Raw genomic sequence first — 15663 nt, forward strand, 5'->3', positions numbered from 1 at the left:
AACGTTATGAGAAAACATAAACTTGGTATTTACGAAAAAGCCTTACCAAAAAACATTAGTTGGCAAGATCGCCTTTCTATTGCCAAAGCCACAGGTTTTGATTTTGTGGAGATTTCCATAGATGAAACAGACGAACGTCTTGCTCGTTTGGATTGGACAAAAAGAGAACGTATCCAGTTGGTAAAATCCATTATTACTACAGGCGTGACTATTCCATCAATGTGTTTATCAGGTCATCGCCGTTTTCCATTCGGTAGCAAAGATCCTGCGACTCGTCAAAAAGCCTTTGAGATTATGGAAAAAGCCATTCAATTAGCGGTGGATATTGGTGTGCGGACGATTCAGTTAGCAGGTTATGACGTATATTATGAAGAGCAAGACGAAGAAACCTTGCGTCTGTTTGAAGAAGGCTTGAAATGGGCAGTAGAATTAGCCGCAAGTAACGAAGTCACCATTGCGGTCGAAATTATGGATACGCAATTTATGAGTTCGATTTCTCGTTGGAAAAAATGGGACGACATCATTAAAAATCCATGGTTTACCGTTTACCCAGATTTAGGCAACTTAACCGCTTGGAATGACAATGTAGAACAAGAATTACGCTTAGGCATTGATAAGATTTCTAAAATCCATTTAAAAGATACTTACAAAGTGACTGAAACCTGCAAAGGGCAATTCCGTGATGTGCCATTTGGTGACGGCTGTGTAGATTTCGTCAACTGTTTTAGAATTTTAAACGAATTAAATTATCGTGGTGCATTTTTAATTGAAATGTGGACTGAAAAATCAGATGAGCCGATAGCAGAGATTATTAATGCTCGCCGTTGGATCGAACAAAAAATGAAAGAAGGGGGCTTTACACTATGACTAAATTAACATCCTTAACACCTGAATTACAAGCACTCAGAGAGCGTGTCTTGAAAGCAAATTTAGATTTGCCAAAATACGGTTTAGTCACGTTCACTTGGGGCAACGTGAGTGAAATCGATCGTGCGACAGGTTTAGTGGCAATTAAACCATCAGGTGTGGAATATGACACCATGACAGCAGAAGATATTGTGATTGTGGATTTACAAGGTAATCGTGTATATGGCGATAAAAAACCATCTTCCGATACCCCAACGCATTTAGAGCTTTATCGTCAATTCCCTGATATCGGTGGCGTAGTACATACTCACTCTCGTCATGCGGTGGGCTGGGCTCAAGCAGGTGAAGATATTTTAGCCTTAGGCACCACACAAGGTGACTACTTCTATGGTTCTGTACCTTGTACACGCCGTATGACCCCTGAAGAAATCGCAGGTGAATATGAATTAGAAACGGGTAAAGTAATTGTGGAAACTTTCCGTAAACGTGGTATTGAAGCTAAAGCTGTACCAGGTGTGTTAGTACATTCTCATGGACCTTTCACTTGGGGTAAAGACGGACATGATGCCGTGCATAATTCGGTAGTTTTAGAAGAAGTCGCTTACATGAATTTCGTCACCCACCAAATTCGTCCGCAAATTAATTCAATGCAACAAGAATTGCTTGATAAACACTATTTGCGTAAACACGGGGCGAATGCCTATTACGGTCAATAATAGTTTTAGGGGACGGATAAACGTCCCCTTACATTTTCAAATAAAATTCTTTCGTCAATTCAACAAATTCATGGGTATATTGATTATTTTGATCATAAATCACCAGTTGGCTCACTTTTTTCTCTTTTTCCATGCGTTCAAAAGAGAGTAACATTCTATGCGGTATTTTGCCTTGCTTAGGTATGATTTCACAACGCTGGTTGCAATAAAGTGCGGAGCTTTTTATTAGATTTTCTGCTTGCTCGACAGGTAAAATAAATTGAATTTTACCTTGTTCACTCAAACATTGATTAGCCGCCATTAACCAAGCTAAATGATCATATTGTTGAGTATAACGAGCGATGTTGCGTTGTGCATTTCGGCAATCAATGCCTTGTGCAAAATAAGGGGGATTTGCCACAATTAAATCAAAACGTTGCTTTTTTTCACCGCAGTTTTGCGTAAATTCTATAATATCTTGTTGAATAATCTGAATTTTATGCCGCCATTTTGATTGTTTAACATTCTCTTGAGCTTGTTCCGCCGCACAAGGATCGATTTCTATACCAATAATTTGTGTATTCTCATCAGTCCGTTGTGCCAGCATTAAAGCAATTAAACCTGTTCCTGTCCCCAGATCGCAAATTCGTTTCGCATGATGAATATCCGCCCAAGCTCCAAGTAAAATACCGTCTGTCCCCACTTTCATGGCACATTTGTCGTGTTGAATACGAAATTGTTTAAAGCTAAAGCCTGACATAAATCCCCTTATTGAACGAAAGTGCGGTATAATTTAGCATAATTTTTACATTAACCGAAATTAGAGAATATTATGTCGCTATCGACTTTTGATGAATTTGACCTGTCGCCAATGTTGCTCAAAGCCATTGCGAAAAAAGGTTACACTCGCCCCACGACCATTCAACAGGAAACCATACCTGCTGCCATGGAATTGCGTGATATATTAGGTTCTGCCCCGACAGGTACGGGTAAAACCGTGGCATTTTTACTGCCCGCTATTCAGCATTTATTAGACAATCCACGCCGTCAACCTGGTCCACCACGGATTTTAGTGTTGACCCCCACTCGCGAGCTGGCAATGCAAGTGGCAGAGCAAGCAGAAGAATTAGCTCAATTTACCCATTTGAGTATTGCGACTATTACAGGCGGTGTGGCATATCAAAATCATGGTGAAGTGTTTAATAAAAACCAAGATTTAGTGGTGGCAACCCCTGGGCGGCTATTACAGTATATTAAAGAAGAAAATTTTGATTGTCGTTCAGTAGAAATTTTGATTTTTGATGAAGCGGATCGTATGTTGCAAATGGGCTTTGGGCAAGATGCGGAGAAAATTGCCGCCGAAACCCGCTGGCGTGAACAAACCATGTTATTTTCCGCTACCCTTGAGGGCGAATTGCTGACCGATTTTGCCGAACGCTTATTACAAGACCCACTGCAAATTGATGCCGAACCTAGTCGCCGTGAACGCAAAAAAATTAATCAATGGTACTATCATGCCGATAATGTTGAACATAAAACCAAATTGCTTGCTCGTTTTATTGAAAATGAGCAAGTCAGCCGTGGCATTGTGTTTGTGCGTCGTCGTGAAGATGTGCGTGAGTTATCAGAAACCTTGCGTAAACGGAATATTCGTAGCACCTATTTAGAGGGTGAAATGGCTCAAACCCAACGTAATAATGCCATTGATAAGCTAAAAAATGGCATTGTTACCGTGTTAGTGGCAACTGACGTAGCAGCACGAGGTATTGATATTGATGATGTCAGTCACATTATGAATTTTGATTTACCTTATAGTGCAGATACTTATTTACATCGTATTGGAAGAACGGCTCGAGCAGGTAAAAAAGGTACCGCTGTATCTTTCGTAGAAGCTCATGATTATAGCCTATTAGGCAAAATCAAACGTTACACCGAAGAATTGCTGAAACCTAGAATTATTGAAGGGTTAGAACCTCGTACCAAAGCCCCAAAAGACGGTGAAGTAAAATCTGTCAGCAAAAAAGCCAAGGCACGGATTAAAGCGAAGAAAGAAGAGAAGAAAAAAGACGAGCAAAAGAAAAAGGTAAAAATTCGTCATAAAGACAGTAAAAATATTGGCAAACGGCGTAAACCGAGCAACCAATCTCAACCTAACTAAGATGCGGAGCATCGTCACTATCTTAGCCCCGTACACAAGGACGGGGTATCTAAACCACCCTCAACAAAATCGGCTTAAACGCCGATTTTTTTTGTAATTTCTTCGCATAAAAACGTATAACTACCAATGAAAGTGCGGTGCAAAAAAAGATAAAAATGGCATGGATTAGTTCTTGCTGAAATAGTTTTTCACCAATAAAAGTCGTGACCAAAATCGTTAATAATGGGACTAAATACAACAATAATGCAGAAAATAGTAGCGATCTCTCTTCTAACCCAATTTCTACGGTTTGCCCGATTCTTAATGGGGTAATAGTGTCTAGCGTAAAAATATGCTCTCCCACTTTACCGGTTAATTCAGCAAGGGCAGAAGTACCACAAGCGGATTGGGCAGAGCAACTTCCGCACGCAGATTGTGACTGGCATTTCACCGTTGCTACCCCTGCTTGATAATCAATTACGACTGCACTTTCTGTTATCATGACCGAAGACCTTTATTTAAATTGTAAATCTTGTACTATCCGTTTTGCTGTGGCAGATGGAATTTGACCGATAAGGGTGACTTCTTTGTCACCAATATTTTCACTATAAATGGTATTCACCCCTTGTTGCCACAGATGATCTTGATTTTCATTGATAATTTTATCCGCCACATAAATGGTAAAAGAAAATAATCCGTCACTATACAAGCGACTTTCAATAATATTATTACCGTCAGTATCTTCTGGGTCAGTGTTTTCACTTACTAAAGTAAAACCTTTAGGCAACCACTTTGTCTGCCAACGTGTGATCGACAATTTTTTATTTGAATCATCAGTGAGTAGCGGTGGAAAATGAATCGCATTTAATTGTTCAGCCAACCCATTAATTTCATCACCAATATATAAATTCACCACATGAAAACTTTCTAATAAATTACCAGTGCGATCAAGCAAATCACTGCGTAATAATAAATGGGTTTCTTCATCAATAAATAGTACATATTGATAACGGAAATCATCTTTTGGCATAATTTTAATGACTTGCACCAAGCGATCCGCTACACGATTGCGTCCTAAAGTCGAAAAATCATAGTTTTCCGCTAATTTATCTATCTTAGCGGATAAGATAGTCGGCAAATAATCTACAATATGATTTGCTTGGATAGTAAAGGGGGTAAAATTAGTTTGAAAATAGCTGACTAAATTATCACGACGAATAATATCTTGTTTACCACTTTCTAATGTGGTTAGTTGGGCGTAACTTTTATTGTCTAACTTAACGTGTTTATAGCGGAAAGCCTGTAAATCTATGGCATTAGTTTGTACAAAAGAAATTTGATAATTCAATTTCTCTTGTGCTTGGGTCATTGAATTAACTAATTGTTGTGGAGTAAGGTTTTCTTCAGCAAATACCACGTTAGATAGTGAGAATAGCAGAGAAAGTGCGGTTATATTTTTGAATATTTTTAGCATAGATCAGCACCACTGTTTATTTTTCATATTACCATTCATTTAAAACAAAATCACCACCGCAACTGGTGGTGATCATAGAATAATACATAAACTATTTTTGATGTTGACCTAAGTTCACACCGTCAGCATGTAAACGGCGTTGCAATTCGTAATTCTGCAACATTGCTCCCATCCGTTTATTTTTCTGTTCGATTTGTTCATTAGTAATGACATCTTTACTTGGTGCATTATAGCTAACTTGTTGTACACCGTTATTGAATGGTAAAGTTTGCAATACTGGTGTATCAGCAGATTTTTCTGCTTGGTTAGCATTAAAGGTTTGTACACCTAACACCGCTACTAAACAAACCGCTGCAGCCACGGCAACTTGCGTTAATGGAGCAAACATAGCCTTTAATTTTTGCATAAATGGCGAATTTTGCACCTCATCTGGTATTGGTTGTGACATTTGTAACGGTGTTTCTGCTGCAATTAAGGCATCTATTTTTGCCGTGAAATCTGCCCCTAAAAAGACCGCACTTTCTTTCCGAATTACACTACGAATGGTATGAAAATTCGCCCAACTTTGTTGCAATTCGCCATCACGACATAATGTAGCAGTGAATTCGTTACTTACTTGTTCACCGTCCATATAGGCGGAAAGTAACTCTTTTTGCATAATAATACCCCAATTAAGTGTTTATTTTATCGTTGTTACGGTTCTTATCGTTGTAACAGCGGATTGATTTTATTTTCAATAATTTCTCTTGCTCGGAAGATGCGAGAACGTACTGTACCTACTGGACAGTCCATAATCTCAGCGATTTCTTCGTAGCTCAAACCTTCTAGCTCACGCAATGTAATGGCTGTTTTCAATTCCTCTTGCATATTTTCAATAGTATCAAAAACAATCTTCTTTAATTCTGCCGAAAGCAATTCATTCTCGGGCGAATCCACATCACGCAAATTTGTACCAGAATCATAACTTTCAGCATCTTCTGCCAAAATATCTTCATTTGGTGGACGGCGACCTTGTGCCGTTAAATAATTTTTTGCAGTATTTACTGCTATTCGGTAAAGCCAAGTATAAAAAGCACTTTCACCACGAAAAGAATCCATTGAGCGATATGCCTTGATAAAGGATTCTTGCACCACATCGGGAATATCATTGCGTGGTACATAACGTGTTAATAAGCCTGCTACCTTGTTTTGATAACGAGAAACCAACAAATTAAAGGCTTTCTTATCCCCTTGCTGTACTCTTTCTACTAAAGCCTGATCGGTAATCTGTTCAGTCATATTATCTCTTGTTGCTTGCGATAAAACAGCAAGCGGTTGTATTCAGTTAGAGTAACCGTTTTTTAAAAAGTTCAAAAATCTTATAAAACGTCCCAAAAAAGTTTAATTGGATAATTGTAACGCCTGATGAATATAGTCCACCATGGCTTGTAATTCTGCATCAGTTGCCGCGGTACGATTAAAAAACCAAGAAAATAATTGTAAGTCCGTACAAGCCAACAATCGGATAAACACTCGTTTTTGTTGTTCTGATAACTGCTCAAAATGTTGTTGGTAGAACGGCATAATCACCTTATCTAATTCCAACATTCCACGGCGACAATCCCATTCTATACGTAATTTATTGTATTCGGTCATAATTTTTCCCTGTTAATTGTCGGGGGTATTATAGCTAAAAATAAAAAATAAAGAAAATAAACCGCACTTTGACGATAAATAAAGGTGTTAGATCAGTAATCCTCTTGATTTTCCCTAAGCTAACCCTTATCTTTACGGATAATTCAATTATATTTCGGGGTTAGTCCATGAATTCAATTCAATATTTAGTAAACAGTATTTTAGGTGTGTATCTGTTGGTGGTGATGTTGCGTATGTGGTTGCAATATTGTCAGGCAGATTTTTATAATCCGATTTCGCAAGCGGTAGTGAAATTAACTGATCCTGTGTTAAATCCGATCCGTAAAACATTCAAAGCAAGTAAAAATATTGATATTGCTGCATTGATTTTTGTTTTCGTGTTAGGTTTGGTTAAATATCCTTTATTAGCCATTTTAGGTGGCATTTGGTCATTTGATGGAGTGGTGGAAAATTTCGGTTTATTTATCGTGGTTGGCGTATTAACGGTGGTAAAGATCTTTGGCGAAATGATTTTATATGTGATTTTTATCGGGGCAATTTTAAGTTGGTTTAGACGGGGCAATGATCCTTTATCTTATTTGCTGTATCAATTAGGTGAACCTGTTTTGCGTCCGATTCGTCGTCTATTGCCGAAAACTGGCATGATTGATTTTTCCCCAATGGTATTAGCGTTTGTGCTGTTTTGGTTAGATAAAGTGATGTATGACATTATTCCTTATGGCATTTGGAAAATTGTGTAAAGTGCGGTGTGATTTAACGAAGTTTTTATGTCAGCAATAGAGAAAGTAGAAAACGGCTTGCGGTTGCGGATTTTGTTACAACCCAAGGCAAGTCGTGATGCCGTTGTAGGTTTACATGATGATGAATTAAAAATTAGCATTACTGCACCGCCGATTGATGGGGCTGCGAATGCTCATTTATTAAAATATTTGAGCAAGCTGTTTAAAGTACCGAAAAGTGTTATTCAGTTAGAAAAGGGCGAATTGAATCGGCATAAACAAGTTTTTATTTTAGCTCCGAAAGTGATACCGCCAGAGATAATGAAACTATTGGTTTAGATTCAATTCAAATACCGCCTTTTTCGGATTGAGCCGAAAGCCTTCCATTTCTAAGATATTCTGCTGTTGCTGATCCTGTTCTGTAGTGAGTAATTTGGCTTGTGTAAAACAAACAAATTCTTTCGCTTTTTCAATAAGTGCGGTGTAAATTTCGGTTTTTTGTGGATTATTTTGTACAAAAATATCGGTCAGTTGCCAATAGCGTTGCAGTTGTAACGAGGACAAACGAGGGTAAAGTTGAATAAAGCCGACAGCTTTTTGTTGATCATCAAAGGCTAAGAAAAAAATACTTTCGCTAAAACGAATACGGTTATTTAAAAAAGTGTGGGTTCTTTCTGGGTTTTCTGCCATGCCGTGTGATAAACGGTATTCTTCAAAAAGTGGCAGTAACACAGTTAAGTTCCATTGTTCAGCTTTGAAAATACGCATAATATTAAGTTCTTATTGATTAAAAAGTAACAGATTTATACAGTAGATTGTACTCTGTAAAGAAAGAATAATCACCTGTTAGATCAAAAAAACGTGAAAAAAAACGAAAATTCAGCTAAAAATTTGTTATATTAAATATAATCATTTTTATTAAATCAACTAAGGTATTAAGGAGAATTTAAATGGCAGTTCGTAAACCACTTGTTATGGGTAACTGGAAATTAAACGGCAGTAAAGCATTTACTAAAGAATTAATTGAGGACTTAAAAAAAGAACTTCAAGGTGTAACAGGTTGTGGCGTAGCAATCGCTCCCCCAGTGATGTATTTAGCAGAAGCAGAAGCGGCGATTGCGGGTAGTGCGATTGCGTTAGGTGCTCAAAACGTCGATGTCAACGTGCAAGGTGCTTTCACGGGTGATATTTCTACCGCGATGTTAAAAGATTTTGGGGCAAAATATATTATTATTGGTCACTCAGAACGCCGTACTTATCATAAAGAAAGTGATGAATTTGTGGCGAAAAAATTCGGTGTATTAAAAGAAGCAGGTTTAGTACCAGTATTATGTATTGGTGAATCTGAAGCAGAAAACGAAGCGGGTAAAACCCAAGAAGTCTGTGCAAGACAAATTGATGCAGTAATTAATGCGTTAGGAGTGGAAGCCTTTAATGGTGCAGTCATTGCTTATGAACCTATTTGGGCAATCGGTACGGGTAAATCAGCCACTCCAGCTCAGGCTCAAGCGGTACATAAATTTATCCGTGATCATATTGCAGCTAAATCACAAGCTGTGGCAGATCAAGTGATTATTCAATACGGTGGTTCAGTAAATGATGCGAATGCCGCAGAATTATTTACCCAACCTGATATTGATGGTGCATTAGTAGGTGGAGCCTCATTAAAAGCCCCAGCATTTGCGGTGATTGTGAAAGCAGCTGCTGTAGCGAAAGCTTAATTAATCTGTGGGGGTGTATATTTTATATACCCCCTACGATAAAAATAATACCATTAATTTCAGGCATTTATTTATGCTAGGTTGGCTTTATACGTGTGCAATATATTTATTGCAACCGCTTCTTTTACTTTTTATGTTGGGGCGTAGTATTAAATCTCCCAATTACCGTAAGCGTATAAATGAACGTTACGGTTTGTTTTATGCAACTTCAGAAAGACCACAAGCTAATGGCATTATTATTCATGCCGCATCTGTTGGCGAGGTTATCGCAGCAACGCCCTTGGTTCGTCAAATTCAAGAGAAGTATCCTGATTTACCCATTACCATGACCACGGTAACACCAACAGGTTCAGCTCGTGTGAAAGCGGCTTTTGGTAATTCAGTACATCACTTTTATTTGCCCTATGATTTGCCTGATGCAGTAACAAGATTCATCAATTTTATTCAGCCGAAAGCCTGTATTGTGATTGAAACGGAAATTTGGCCTAATCTTATTCATCAACTAAAGCTGCGTAATATCCCGTTTATTGTGGCGAATGCACGTTTATCCGCACGTTCAGCCAAACGATATGCTTGTGTGAAAAATCATATTCAGAATGTTTTGAACGAGATCTGTTTAATTGCTCCCCAAGATAGTATTAGTGGACAGCGTTATATGGATTTGGGTTATCATGGCAGATTAGCGTTAACAGGTAATATTAAATATGATTTAGTGATTTCAGACGAATTATTAAATAATATTAAAATGTTAGATCAGGAATGGATTGGTAATAGACCTGTTTGGATTGCAGCCAGTACCCACGAAGGGGAAGAAGAAATTGTGTTACAAGCACATCGTGCTTTATTACAACAATTTCCTGATTTATTATTAATATTAGCTCCACGCCATCCTGAACGATTTAATTCAGTGGCAAATTTGATTGAAAAAGAGAAATTTAGTTATTGTCGCCGTAGTGAAAAGATTGCCCCGAATTCACAAATTCAAATTTTATTAGGTGATACGATGGGTGAACTTATGTTAATGTATGGCGTATCTGATGTCGCCTTTGTCGGTGGAAGTTTGGTTAAACATGGTGGACATAATCCGCTAGAGCCATTGGCATTCAAAGTTCCCGTGATTAGTGGCAAATATACGTTTAATTTTCCTGAAGTATTTTGTAATTTACGTGAAGTGCAAGGTGTGTTAGAAATTAATTCAAATTACACCGCACTTTCTCATGCAGTTGAACAATTTCTATCTTCAATTTCTCTGCGGGAACGATTTGGTCATGCAGGATATGAAGTATTAATTGAAAATCGTGGGGCGTTACAACGATTGTTAGATTTATTACGTCCCTATTTAGAGAAATAATTTATGGCAAGTGTGATTTACCCTGGCACGTTCGATCCGATGACGAATGGACATTTAGATATTATTAGCCGAAGTGCGGTGCTTTTTTCTGAGGTTATTGTGGCGGTGGCTGAAAATCCAAGGAAGCAACCATTATTTGAATTAGAACAACGGGTTCAGTTAATTAAGCAATCGATTGCTCACTTGCCAAATGTGCAGGTTATAGGGTTTTCTGATTTATTGGCAAATGTAATACAGCAGCTTGAGATAACAGCCATTATTCGAGGTGTTCGAACAACCGCAGATTTTGAGTATGAATTGCAGTTGGCATATTTAAATCGTGCTTTGACCAATGGGGTAGAAAGTTTATTTTTACCACCGAGTGAATGCTGGTCTTATGTGTCTTCTACTATGGTAAGAGAGGTTTATTTACACCATGGTGATGTGGCACAATTTGTGCCACCACCAGTACAAGATGCTTTGTTAGCAAGAGCAAAAAAATAAGCAAGAAAGCCATTCTATAAAGACAAAAAATGTGTAACAATAGCAGTAATTTATTTACATTAAACAACAATTATTATTTATGAAAACAACAGCAGAAATTAGACAATCCTTTTTAGATTTTTTTCACAGTAAAGGTCATCAGGTAGTAGAAAGTAGTTCTCTTGTGCCTGAAAACGATCCCACTTTACTTTTTACTAACGCTGGAATGAACCAATTTAAAGATGTTTTTCTTGGTTTAGAAAAACGTGCTTATACTCGTGCCACTACTGCACAACGTTGTGTGCGAGCAGGGGGAAAGCATAATGATTTAGAAAATGTGGGCTATACTGCTCGTCATCATACATTCTTTGAAATGATGGGGAATTTCAGTTTCGGTGATTATTTTAAACAAGATGCCATTGCTTTTGGTTGGGAATATTTAACTTCTCCGCAGTGGTTAGGTTTACCAAAAGAAAAACTGTATGTTACCGTGTATGAAACCGATGACGAAGCCTATAATATTTGGCATCAACAAATGGGAGTGCCAGCAGAACATATTATTCGCATTGGCGATAACAAAGGTGGTGCGTACAATTCTGATAACTTCTGGGCAATGGGCGATACTGGACCATGCGGACCTTGTACTGAGATTTTCTACGATCATGGTGAGCAACATTGGGGTGGTTTACCAGGTTCGCCTGAAGAAGACGGCGACCGTTATATTGAAGTGTGGAATATTGTATTTATGCAATTTAACCGTTTGGCTGATGGGACATTAGAAAAATTGCCAAGACCATCTGTCGATACAGGTATGGGCTTAGAGCGTATGACTGCCGTTATGCAGCATGTTAATTCCAACTATGAAATTGATATTTTCCAAACCTTAATTGCCAAAGTAGCAGAAATTATCGGTACTAAAGATTTAACCAATAAATCTTTACGTGTGATTGCCGATCATATTCGTTCTTGTGCTTATTTAATTGCTGACGGCGTGATTCCATCTAACGAAGGGCGTGGGTATGTATTACGCCGTATTATTCGCCGTGCAGTTCGTCATGGACATTTGTTAGGTGCTAAAGAAACGTTCTTTTATAAATTGGTGCCTACTTTAATTGAGGTCATGGCTGATGCAGCGAAAATTGTGAAAGAAAAACAAGCCAACGTAGAAAAACTGTTACGTTTGGAGGAAGAACAATTTGCTCGTACTTTAGAGCGTGGTTTGACTTTATTAGATGATGCCTTGGTAAATGTTAAAGACGGCGTATTGTCTGGTGAAGTGGCATTTAAATTATATGATACTTACGGCTTCCCATTGGATTTAACCGCTGATGTGTGTCGTGAACGCAATATTCAAATTGATGAAGCAGGCTTTGATAAAGAAATGGAAGCTCAACGTTTGCGAGCGCAGTCTGCCAGCCAGTTCGGTATGGATTATAACAATGTTATTCGTGTCGATGGTACAACCCAATTTGAAGGTTATAACAAAGCAGAAAGTCAGGCAAAAGTCACCGCACTTTTCCATGACGGCAAATCAGTGGATAGTATTACCGCAGGACAAAGTGCGGTGGTTATTTTAGAAAATACCCCATTCTATGCGGAAATGGGTGGTCAGATTGGTGATAGCGGAGAGTTGGTCAATAATAATTGTCAATTTGATGTGAAAGATACTCAAAAATATGGTCAAGTGTTTGGACATATTGGTGAATTGACGGTAGGTTCATTGTCGGTAGGCGATAGTGTTGATGCGATTGTGAATAATGAACGTCGTCAGCATACTAGATTAAACCATAGTGCAACTCACTTATTACATTCTGCATTGCGTCAAGTATTAGGCGAGCATGTAGCACAGAAAGGATCGTTAGTGTCTGATGTGGGTTTACGTTTTGACTTTGTGCAACCTGAAGCAATTAGTAAACAACAGCTTGCGGAAGTGGAACGTATCGTCAATTTCCATATTCGAGCTAATCACCCTGTATTAACCGAAGAAATGGGGATTGAACAAGCCAAAGCAAAAGGTGCTATGGCGTTGTTCGGAGAGAAATATGGCGACGTGGTTCGTGTTGTTACCATGAGTCCATTCTCGATTGAACTTTGTGGTGGATTACACGTACAACGCACGGGGGATATTGGGTTATTTAAATTGGTGTCAGAAAGTGCAGTCGCTGCGGGCATTCGTCGGGTGGAAGCCGTTACAGGTGAGGGTGCGATGAGTTGGTTGCATAATCAACAAGCTATTTTAGGACAAGTAGCGGACGCATTAAAATCTGATGTCACATCATTAGCAGAGAAAATTTATCAGTTGCAAGAAAAAGCTAAGAAAACAGAAAAAGAATTGCAACAATTAAAACAAAAAGCTGCCGTACAAGCAGGAGCGAATTTAGCTCAAAGTGCGGTGAAAATTAATGGAATTTCGGTAATCGTACAACGATTGGATGGTATCGATACCAAAGCATTGCGTGTGATGGTAGATGATTTGAAAAATCAACTCGGATCTGCTGTGATTGCTTTTGCTTCTGTTGTAGAAGAAAAGGTTAATCTAATTGTGGGTGTTACAGCAGATATTACAAGCAAAGTAAAAGCAGGTGAATTAGTCAATCTAATGGCTCAACAAGTAGGGGGCAAAGGTGGCGGTCGTCCAGATATGGCGATGGCTGGTGGCGTACAACCTGAAAATGTAGCTAACGCATTAAATGTTGCATTAGATTGGTTAAAAGTAAATTTGTAAGTGTCGCATTATGCATGTCTTGTTTTAATTTATAAGACTGGTTATCAATAGGGAAGTTGATAGGTATTGTGGAGGTTTTATTTTTCTTTCTAACGGAAGACAAAGTGAAACATCCACAGACTATGGCACAAGACAGATATAATCATATAAAAGGAAGAAGTATATGCTAGTTTTGACAAGGAAACTGGGTGAAAGCTTACTCATTGGCGATGATATTGAAATCACAGTGTTAAATGTCCGTGGTAATCAAGTAAAAATCGGTGTAAAAGCACCAAAAGACGTTTCCGTTCATCGGGAAGAAATCTATCAACGTATCAAGCAATCTCAAAATGAAAAACATTCAGAGGTTGAATAAGGAGAATCTATGAGTAAATTAACTTGCTTTAAAGCCTACGATATTCGTGGCCGTTTAGGTGATGAACTAAATGTTGATATTGCCTATCGCATTGGTCGTGCCTTTGGTCAATTCTTAAAGCCAAAAAATATTGTGGTGGGTGGTGACGTACGTTTAACCAGTAAAGAGCTGAAAAGTGCAGTAACAAATGGCTTATTAGATTCTGGCGTTGACGTGATTGATTTAGGTGAAGTCGGTACTGAAGAAGTTTATTTCGCTACTTCATTCTTAAAAGCTGATGGTGGTATTGAAGTCACCGCAAGTCACAATCCGATGGATTATAACGGCATGAAATTAGTGCGTGAAGGATCTCGCCCAATTAGTGCAGACACAGGACTCGCTGACATTCAACGTTTAGCGGAAGAAAATAATTTCCCTGCGGTAACGCAACGTGGTCAATATAAACAACAATCGGTGATTGGCGATTATGTTGAACGTTTACTTTCTTATGTAAACCTAGATAATATCAAACCATTAAAATTAGTGATTAACTCAGGTAATGGTGCAGCAGGTCATGTAGTGGATGCGATTGAAGCACAATTTAAAGCTCGCCGTGTGCCAGTGGAATTTATTAAGGTGCATAATAATCCAGACGGTACTTTCCCACATGGTATTCCTAACCCAATTTTACACGAAAACCGCCAAGACACCATTGATGCGGTATTAAAACACAAAGCCGATATGGGGATTGCCTTTGACGGTGACTTCGACCGTTGTTTCTTCTTTGATGAAAACGGTGGTTTCATTGAGGGTTATTATGTGGTCGGTCTATTAGGTCAGGCTTTCACCCAAAAACAAAAAGGGGCGAAGATTATCTACGATCCACGTTTAATCTGGAATACTGAGAAATTAGTATCCGCTAACGGTGGAGAACCTGTCATGTCGAAATCAGGTCATTCTTTCATTAAGGAAAAAATGCGTGAAGTCGATGCGGTTTACGGTGGCGAAATGTCAGCACACCATTATTTCCGTGATTTCTACTATTGTGATAGTGGTATGGTGCCTTGGTTATTAGTGATGGAATTAGTTAGCACAACAGGTAAATCCTTAGGTCAATTAGTGACAGAAAGCATTAATACTTATCCATCACCAGGTGAAATCAACAGCAAATTAACCGATGCTAAAGCATCGATTGCTCGTGTCCGTGCTGCCTATGAAAAAGATGCGGTAAGTGTCAATGAAATTGACGGCATTAGCATTGAATATCCAAACTGGCGTTTCAATTTACGTAGTTCAAATACTGAACCCGTGGTGCGTTTGAACCTTGAAACCCGTGGGGATAAAGTGTTGATGCAAGAGAAAACGGATGAGATTTTGGCGTTGTTGCGTCAATAAATAGTGTTAGCCCCCTCAGCCCTTCGGGCAGCTCCCCCCACAAGTAGGGGGAGCGAATAATTTTACCCGATAACATAAGTCATCGTTTTCTTCCCCCTGCGTGTGGGGGGAAGTGTCCGAAGGACGAAGGGGGGCAAAATATAAGGAC

The 15663-nt window shown here is 38.7% G+C and carries 18 protein-coding genes; 11 read left to right on the forward strand and 7 right to left on the reverse strand.

What is annotated here, in order from left to right:
* Nucleotides 1-6 precede the first annotated feature (6 nt).
* Together O1Q81_RS02575 and araD are read left to right on the forward strand one after the other, a co-directional pair.
* Complete coding sequence (locus O1Q81_RS02575) at nucleotides 7-867, forward strand: L-ribulose-5-phosphate 3-epimerase (protein ID WP_386698078.1); 861 nt, start codon at nucleotides 7-9, stop codon at nucleotides 865-867.
* On the forward strand, nucleotides 864-1583 hold the full coding sequence (araD, locus tag O1Q81_RS02580) for an L-ribulose-5-phosphate 4-epimerase (protein ID WP_386698080.1): 720 nt from the start codon (nucleotides 864-866) through the stop codon (nucleotides 1581-1583). Before O1Q81_RS02575 ends, araD begins: the two co-directional genes overlap by 4 nt.
* A 28-nt stretch (nucleotides 1584-1611) precedes the next feature.
* On the opposite strand, the gene O1Q81_RS02585 is transcribed toward araD, so the two are convergent.
* Nucleotides 1612-2322, reverse strand: coding sequence for a tRNA1(Val) (adenine(37)-N6)-methyltransferase (locus O1Q81_RS02585; RefSeq protein ID WP_386698082.1), 711 nt, complete (start codon nucleotides 2320-2322; stop codon nucleotides 1612-1614).
* A 72-nt stretch (nucleotides 2323-2394) separates the two neighbouring features.
* Between O1Q81_RS02585 and srmB the strand changes: the two genes are divergently transcribed.
* Nucleotides 2395-3720 (forward strand): ATP-dependent RNA helicase SrmB, encoded by a 1326-nt coding sequence (gene srmB, locus O1Q81_RS02590; protein ID WP_386689115.1) that lies wholly within the window; start codon nucleotides 2395-2397, stop codon nucleotides 3718-3720.
* A gap of 49 nt (nucleotides 3721-3769) precedes the next feature.
* Here srmB and O1Q81_RS02595 read toward each other — a convergent pair whose 3' ends face one another.
* The 5 genes from O1Q81_RS02595 to O1Q81_RS02615 all read right to left on the reverse strand — a co-directional run bounded on the left by O1Q81_RS02595 (nucleotide 3770) and on the right by O1Q81_RS02615 (nucleotide 6808).
* Nucleotides 3770-4201, reverse strand: coding sequence for a SoxR reducing system RseC family protein (locus tag O1Q81_RS02595; protein ID WP_386695572.1), 432 nt, complete (start codon nucleotides 4199-4201; stop codon nucleotides 3770-3772).
* 12 nt (nucleotides 4202-4213) lie between these two features.
* Nucleotides 4214-5173 (reverse strand): sigma-E factor regulatory protein RseB, encoded by a 960-nt coding sequence (rseB, locus tag O1Q81_RS02600; RefSeq protein WP_386698084.1) that lies wholly within the window; start codon nucleotides 5171-5173, stop codon nucleotides 4214-4216.
* Between the two features lie 91 nt (nucleotides 5174-5264).
* Nucleotides 5265-5831, reverse strand: a complete 567-nt coding sequence (locus tag O1Q81_RS02605) for an RseA family anti-sigma factor (protein ID WP_386689121.1) — start codon at nucleotides 5829-5831, stop codon at nucleotides 5265-5267.
* A 44-nt stretch (nucleotides 5832-5875) separates the two neighbouring features.
* Nucleotides 5876-6451, reverse strand: a complete 576-nt coding sequence (gene rpoE / locus O1Q81_RS02610) for an RNA polymerase sigma factor RpoE (protein ID WP_386689123.1) — start codon at nucleotides 6449-6451, stop codon at nucleotides 5876-5878.
* A gap of 102 nt (nucleotides 6452-6553) precedes the next feature.
* On the reverse strand, nucleotides 6554-6808 hold the full coding sequence (locus tag O1Q81_RS02615) for a succinate dehydrogenase assembly factor 2 (RefSeq protein ID WP_386689125.1): 255 nt from the start codon (nucleotides 6806-6808) through the stop codon (nucleotides 6554-6556).
* Between the two features lie 167 nt (nucleotides 6809-6975).
* On the opposite strand from O1Q81_RS02615, the gene O1Q81_RS02620 reads away from it, so the two are divergent.
* The gene (locus O1Q81_RS02620; RefSeq protein ID WP_386689127.1) at nucleotides 6976-7548 is read left to right on the forward strand and encodes a YggT family protein; all 573 of its coding nucleotides are present in this window, start codon (nucleotides 6976-6978) and stop codon (nucleotides 7546-7548) included.
* A gap of 27 nt (nucleotides 7549-7575) precedes the next feature.
* Complete coding sequence (gene yggU, locus O1Q81_RS02625) at nucleotides 7576-7866, forward strand: DUF167 family protein YggU (protein WP_386689129.1); 291 nt, start codon at nucleotides 7576-7578, stop codon at nucleotides 7864-7866.
* Here yggU and O1Q81_RS02630 read toward each other — a convergent pair.
* Entirely contained in the window at nucleotides 7855-8295 is a 441-nt protein-coding gene (locus tag O1Q81_RS02630) for a GNAT family N-acetyltransferase (protein WP_386695580.1), read from the reverse strand. The genes yggU and O1Q81_RS02630 overlap by 12 nt on opposite strands.
* A gap of 182 nt (nucleotides 8296-8477) precedes the next feature.
* Here O1Q81_RS02630 and tpiA point away from each other — a divergent pair, with 182 nt between their 5' ends.
* From tpiA to O1Q81_RS02660, 6 genes are all read left to right on the forward strand, one after another.
* Nucleotides 8478-9248: a triose-phosphate isomerase gene (tpiA, locus tag O1Q81_RS02635; protein WP_386698085.1), complete on the forward strand. Its 771-nt coding sequence runs from the start codon at nucleotides 8478-8480 to the stop codon at nucleotides 9246-9248.
* A 73-nt stretch (nucleotides 9249-9321) separates the two neighbouring features.
* Nucleotides 9322-10599, forward strand: a complete 1278-nt coding sequence (waaA, locus tag O1Q81_RS02640; protein WP_386698087.1) for a lipid IV(A) 3-deoxy-D-manno-octulosonic acid transferase — start codon at nucleotides 9322-9324, stop codon at nucleotides 10597-10599.
* A 3-nt stretch (nucleotides 10600-10602) separates the two neighbouring features.
* Entirely contained in the window at nucleotides 10603-11082 is a 480-nt protein-coding gene (gene coaD / locus O1Q81_RS02645) for a pantetheine-phosphate adenylyltransferase (protein WP_386689135.1), read from the forward strand.
* A gap of 79 nt (nucleotides 11083-11161) precedes the next feature.
* A complete protein-coding gene (gene alaS, locus O1Q81_RS02650; protein WP_386698088.1) occupies nucleotides 11162-13786 on the forward strand; it encodes an alanine--tRNA ligase in 2625 nt (874 codons plus the stop codon).
* 163 nt (nucleotides 13787-13949) lie between these two features.
* The gene (csrA, locus tag O1Q81_RS02655) at nucleotides 13950-14141 is read left to right on the forward strand and encodes a carbon storage regulator CsrA (protein WP_386689139.1); all 192 of its coding nucleotides are present in this window, start codon (nucleotides 13950-13952) and stop codon (nucleotides 14139-14141) included.
* Between the two features lie 9 nt (nucleotides 14142-14150).
* Nucleotides 14151-15515, forward strand: a complete 1365-nt coding sequence (locus tag O1Q81_RS02660) for a phosphomannomutase CpsG (protein WP_386689141.1) — start codon at nucleotides 14151-14153, stop codon at nucleotides 15513-15515.
* Nucleotides 15516-15663: the final 148 nt, after the last annotated feature.

The organism is Lonepinella sp. MS14436 (assembly GCF_042470565.1).
Lineage (GTDB): Bacteria > Pseudomonadota > Gammaproteobacteria > Enterobacterales > Pasteurellaceae > Lonepinella.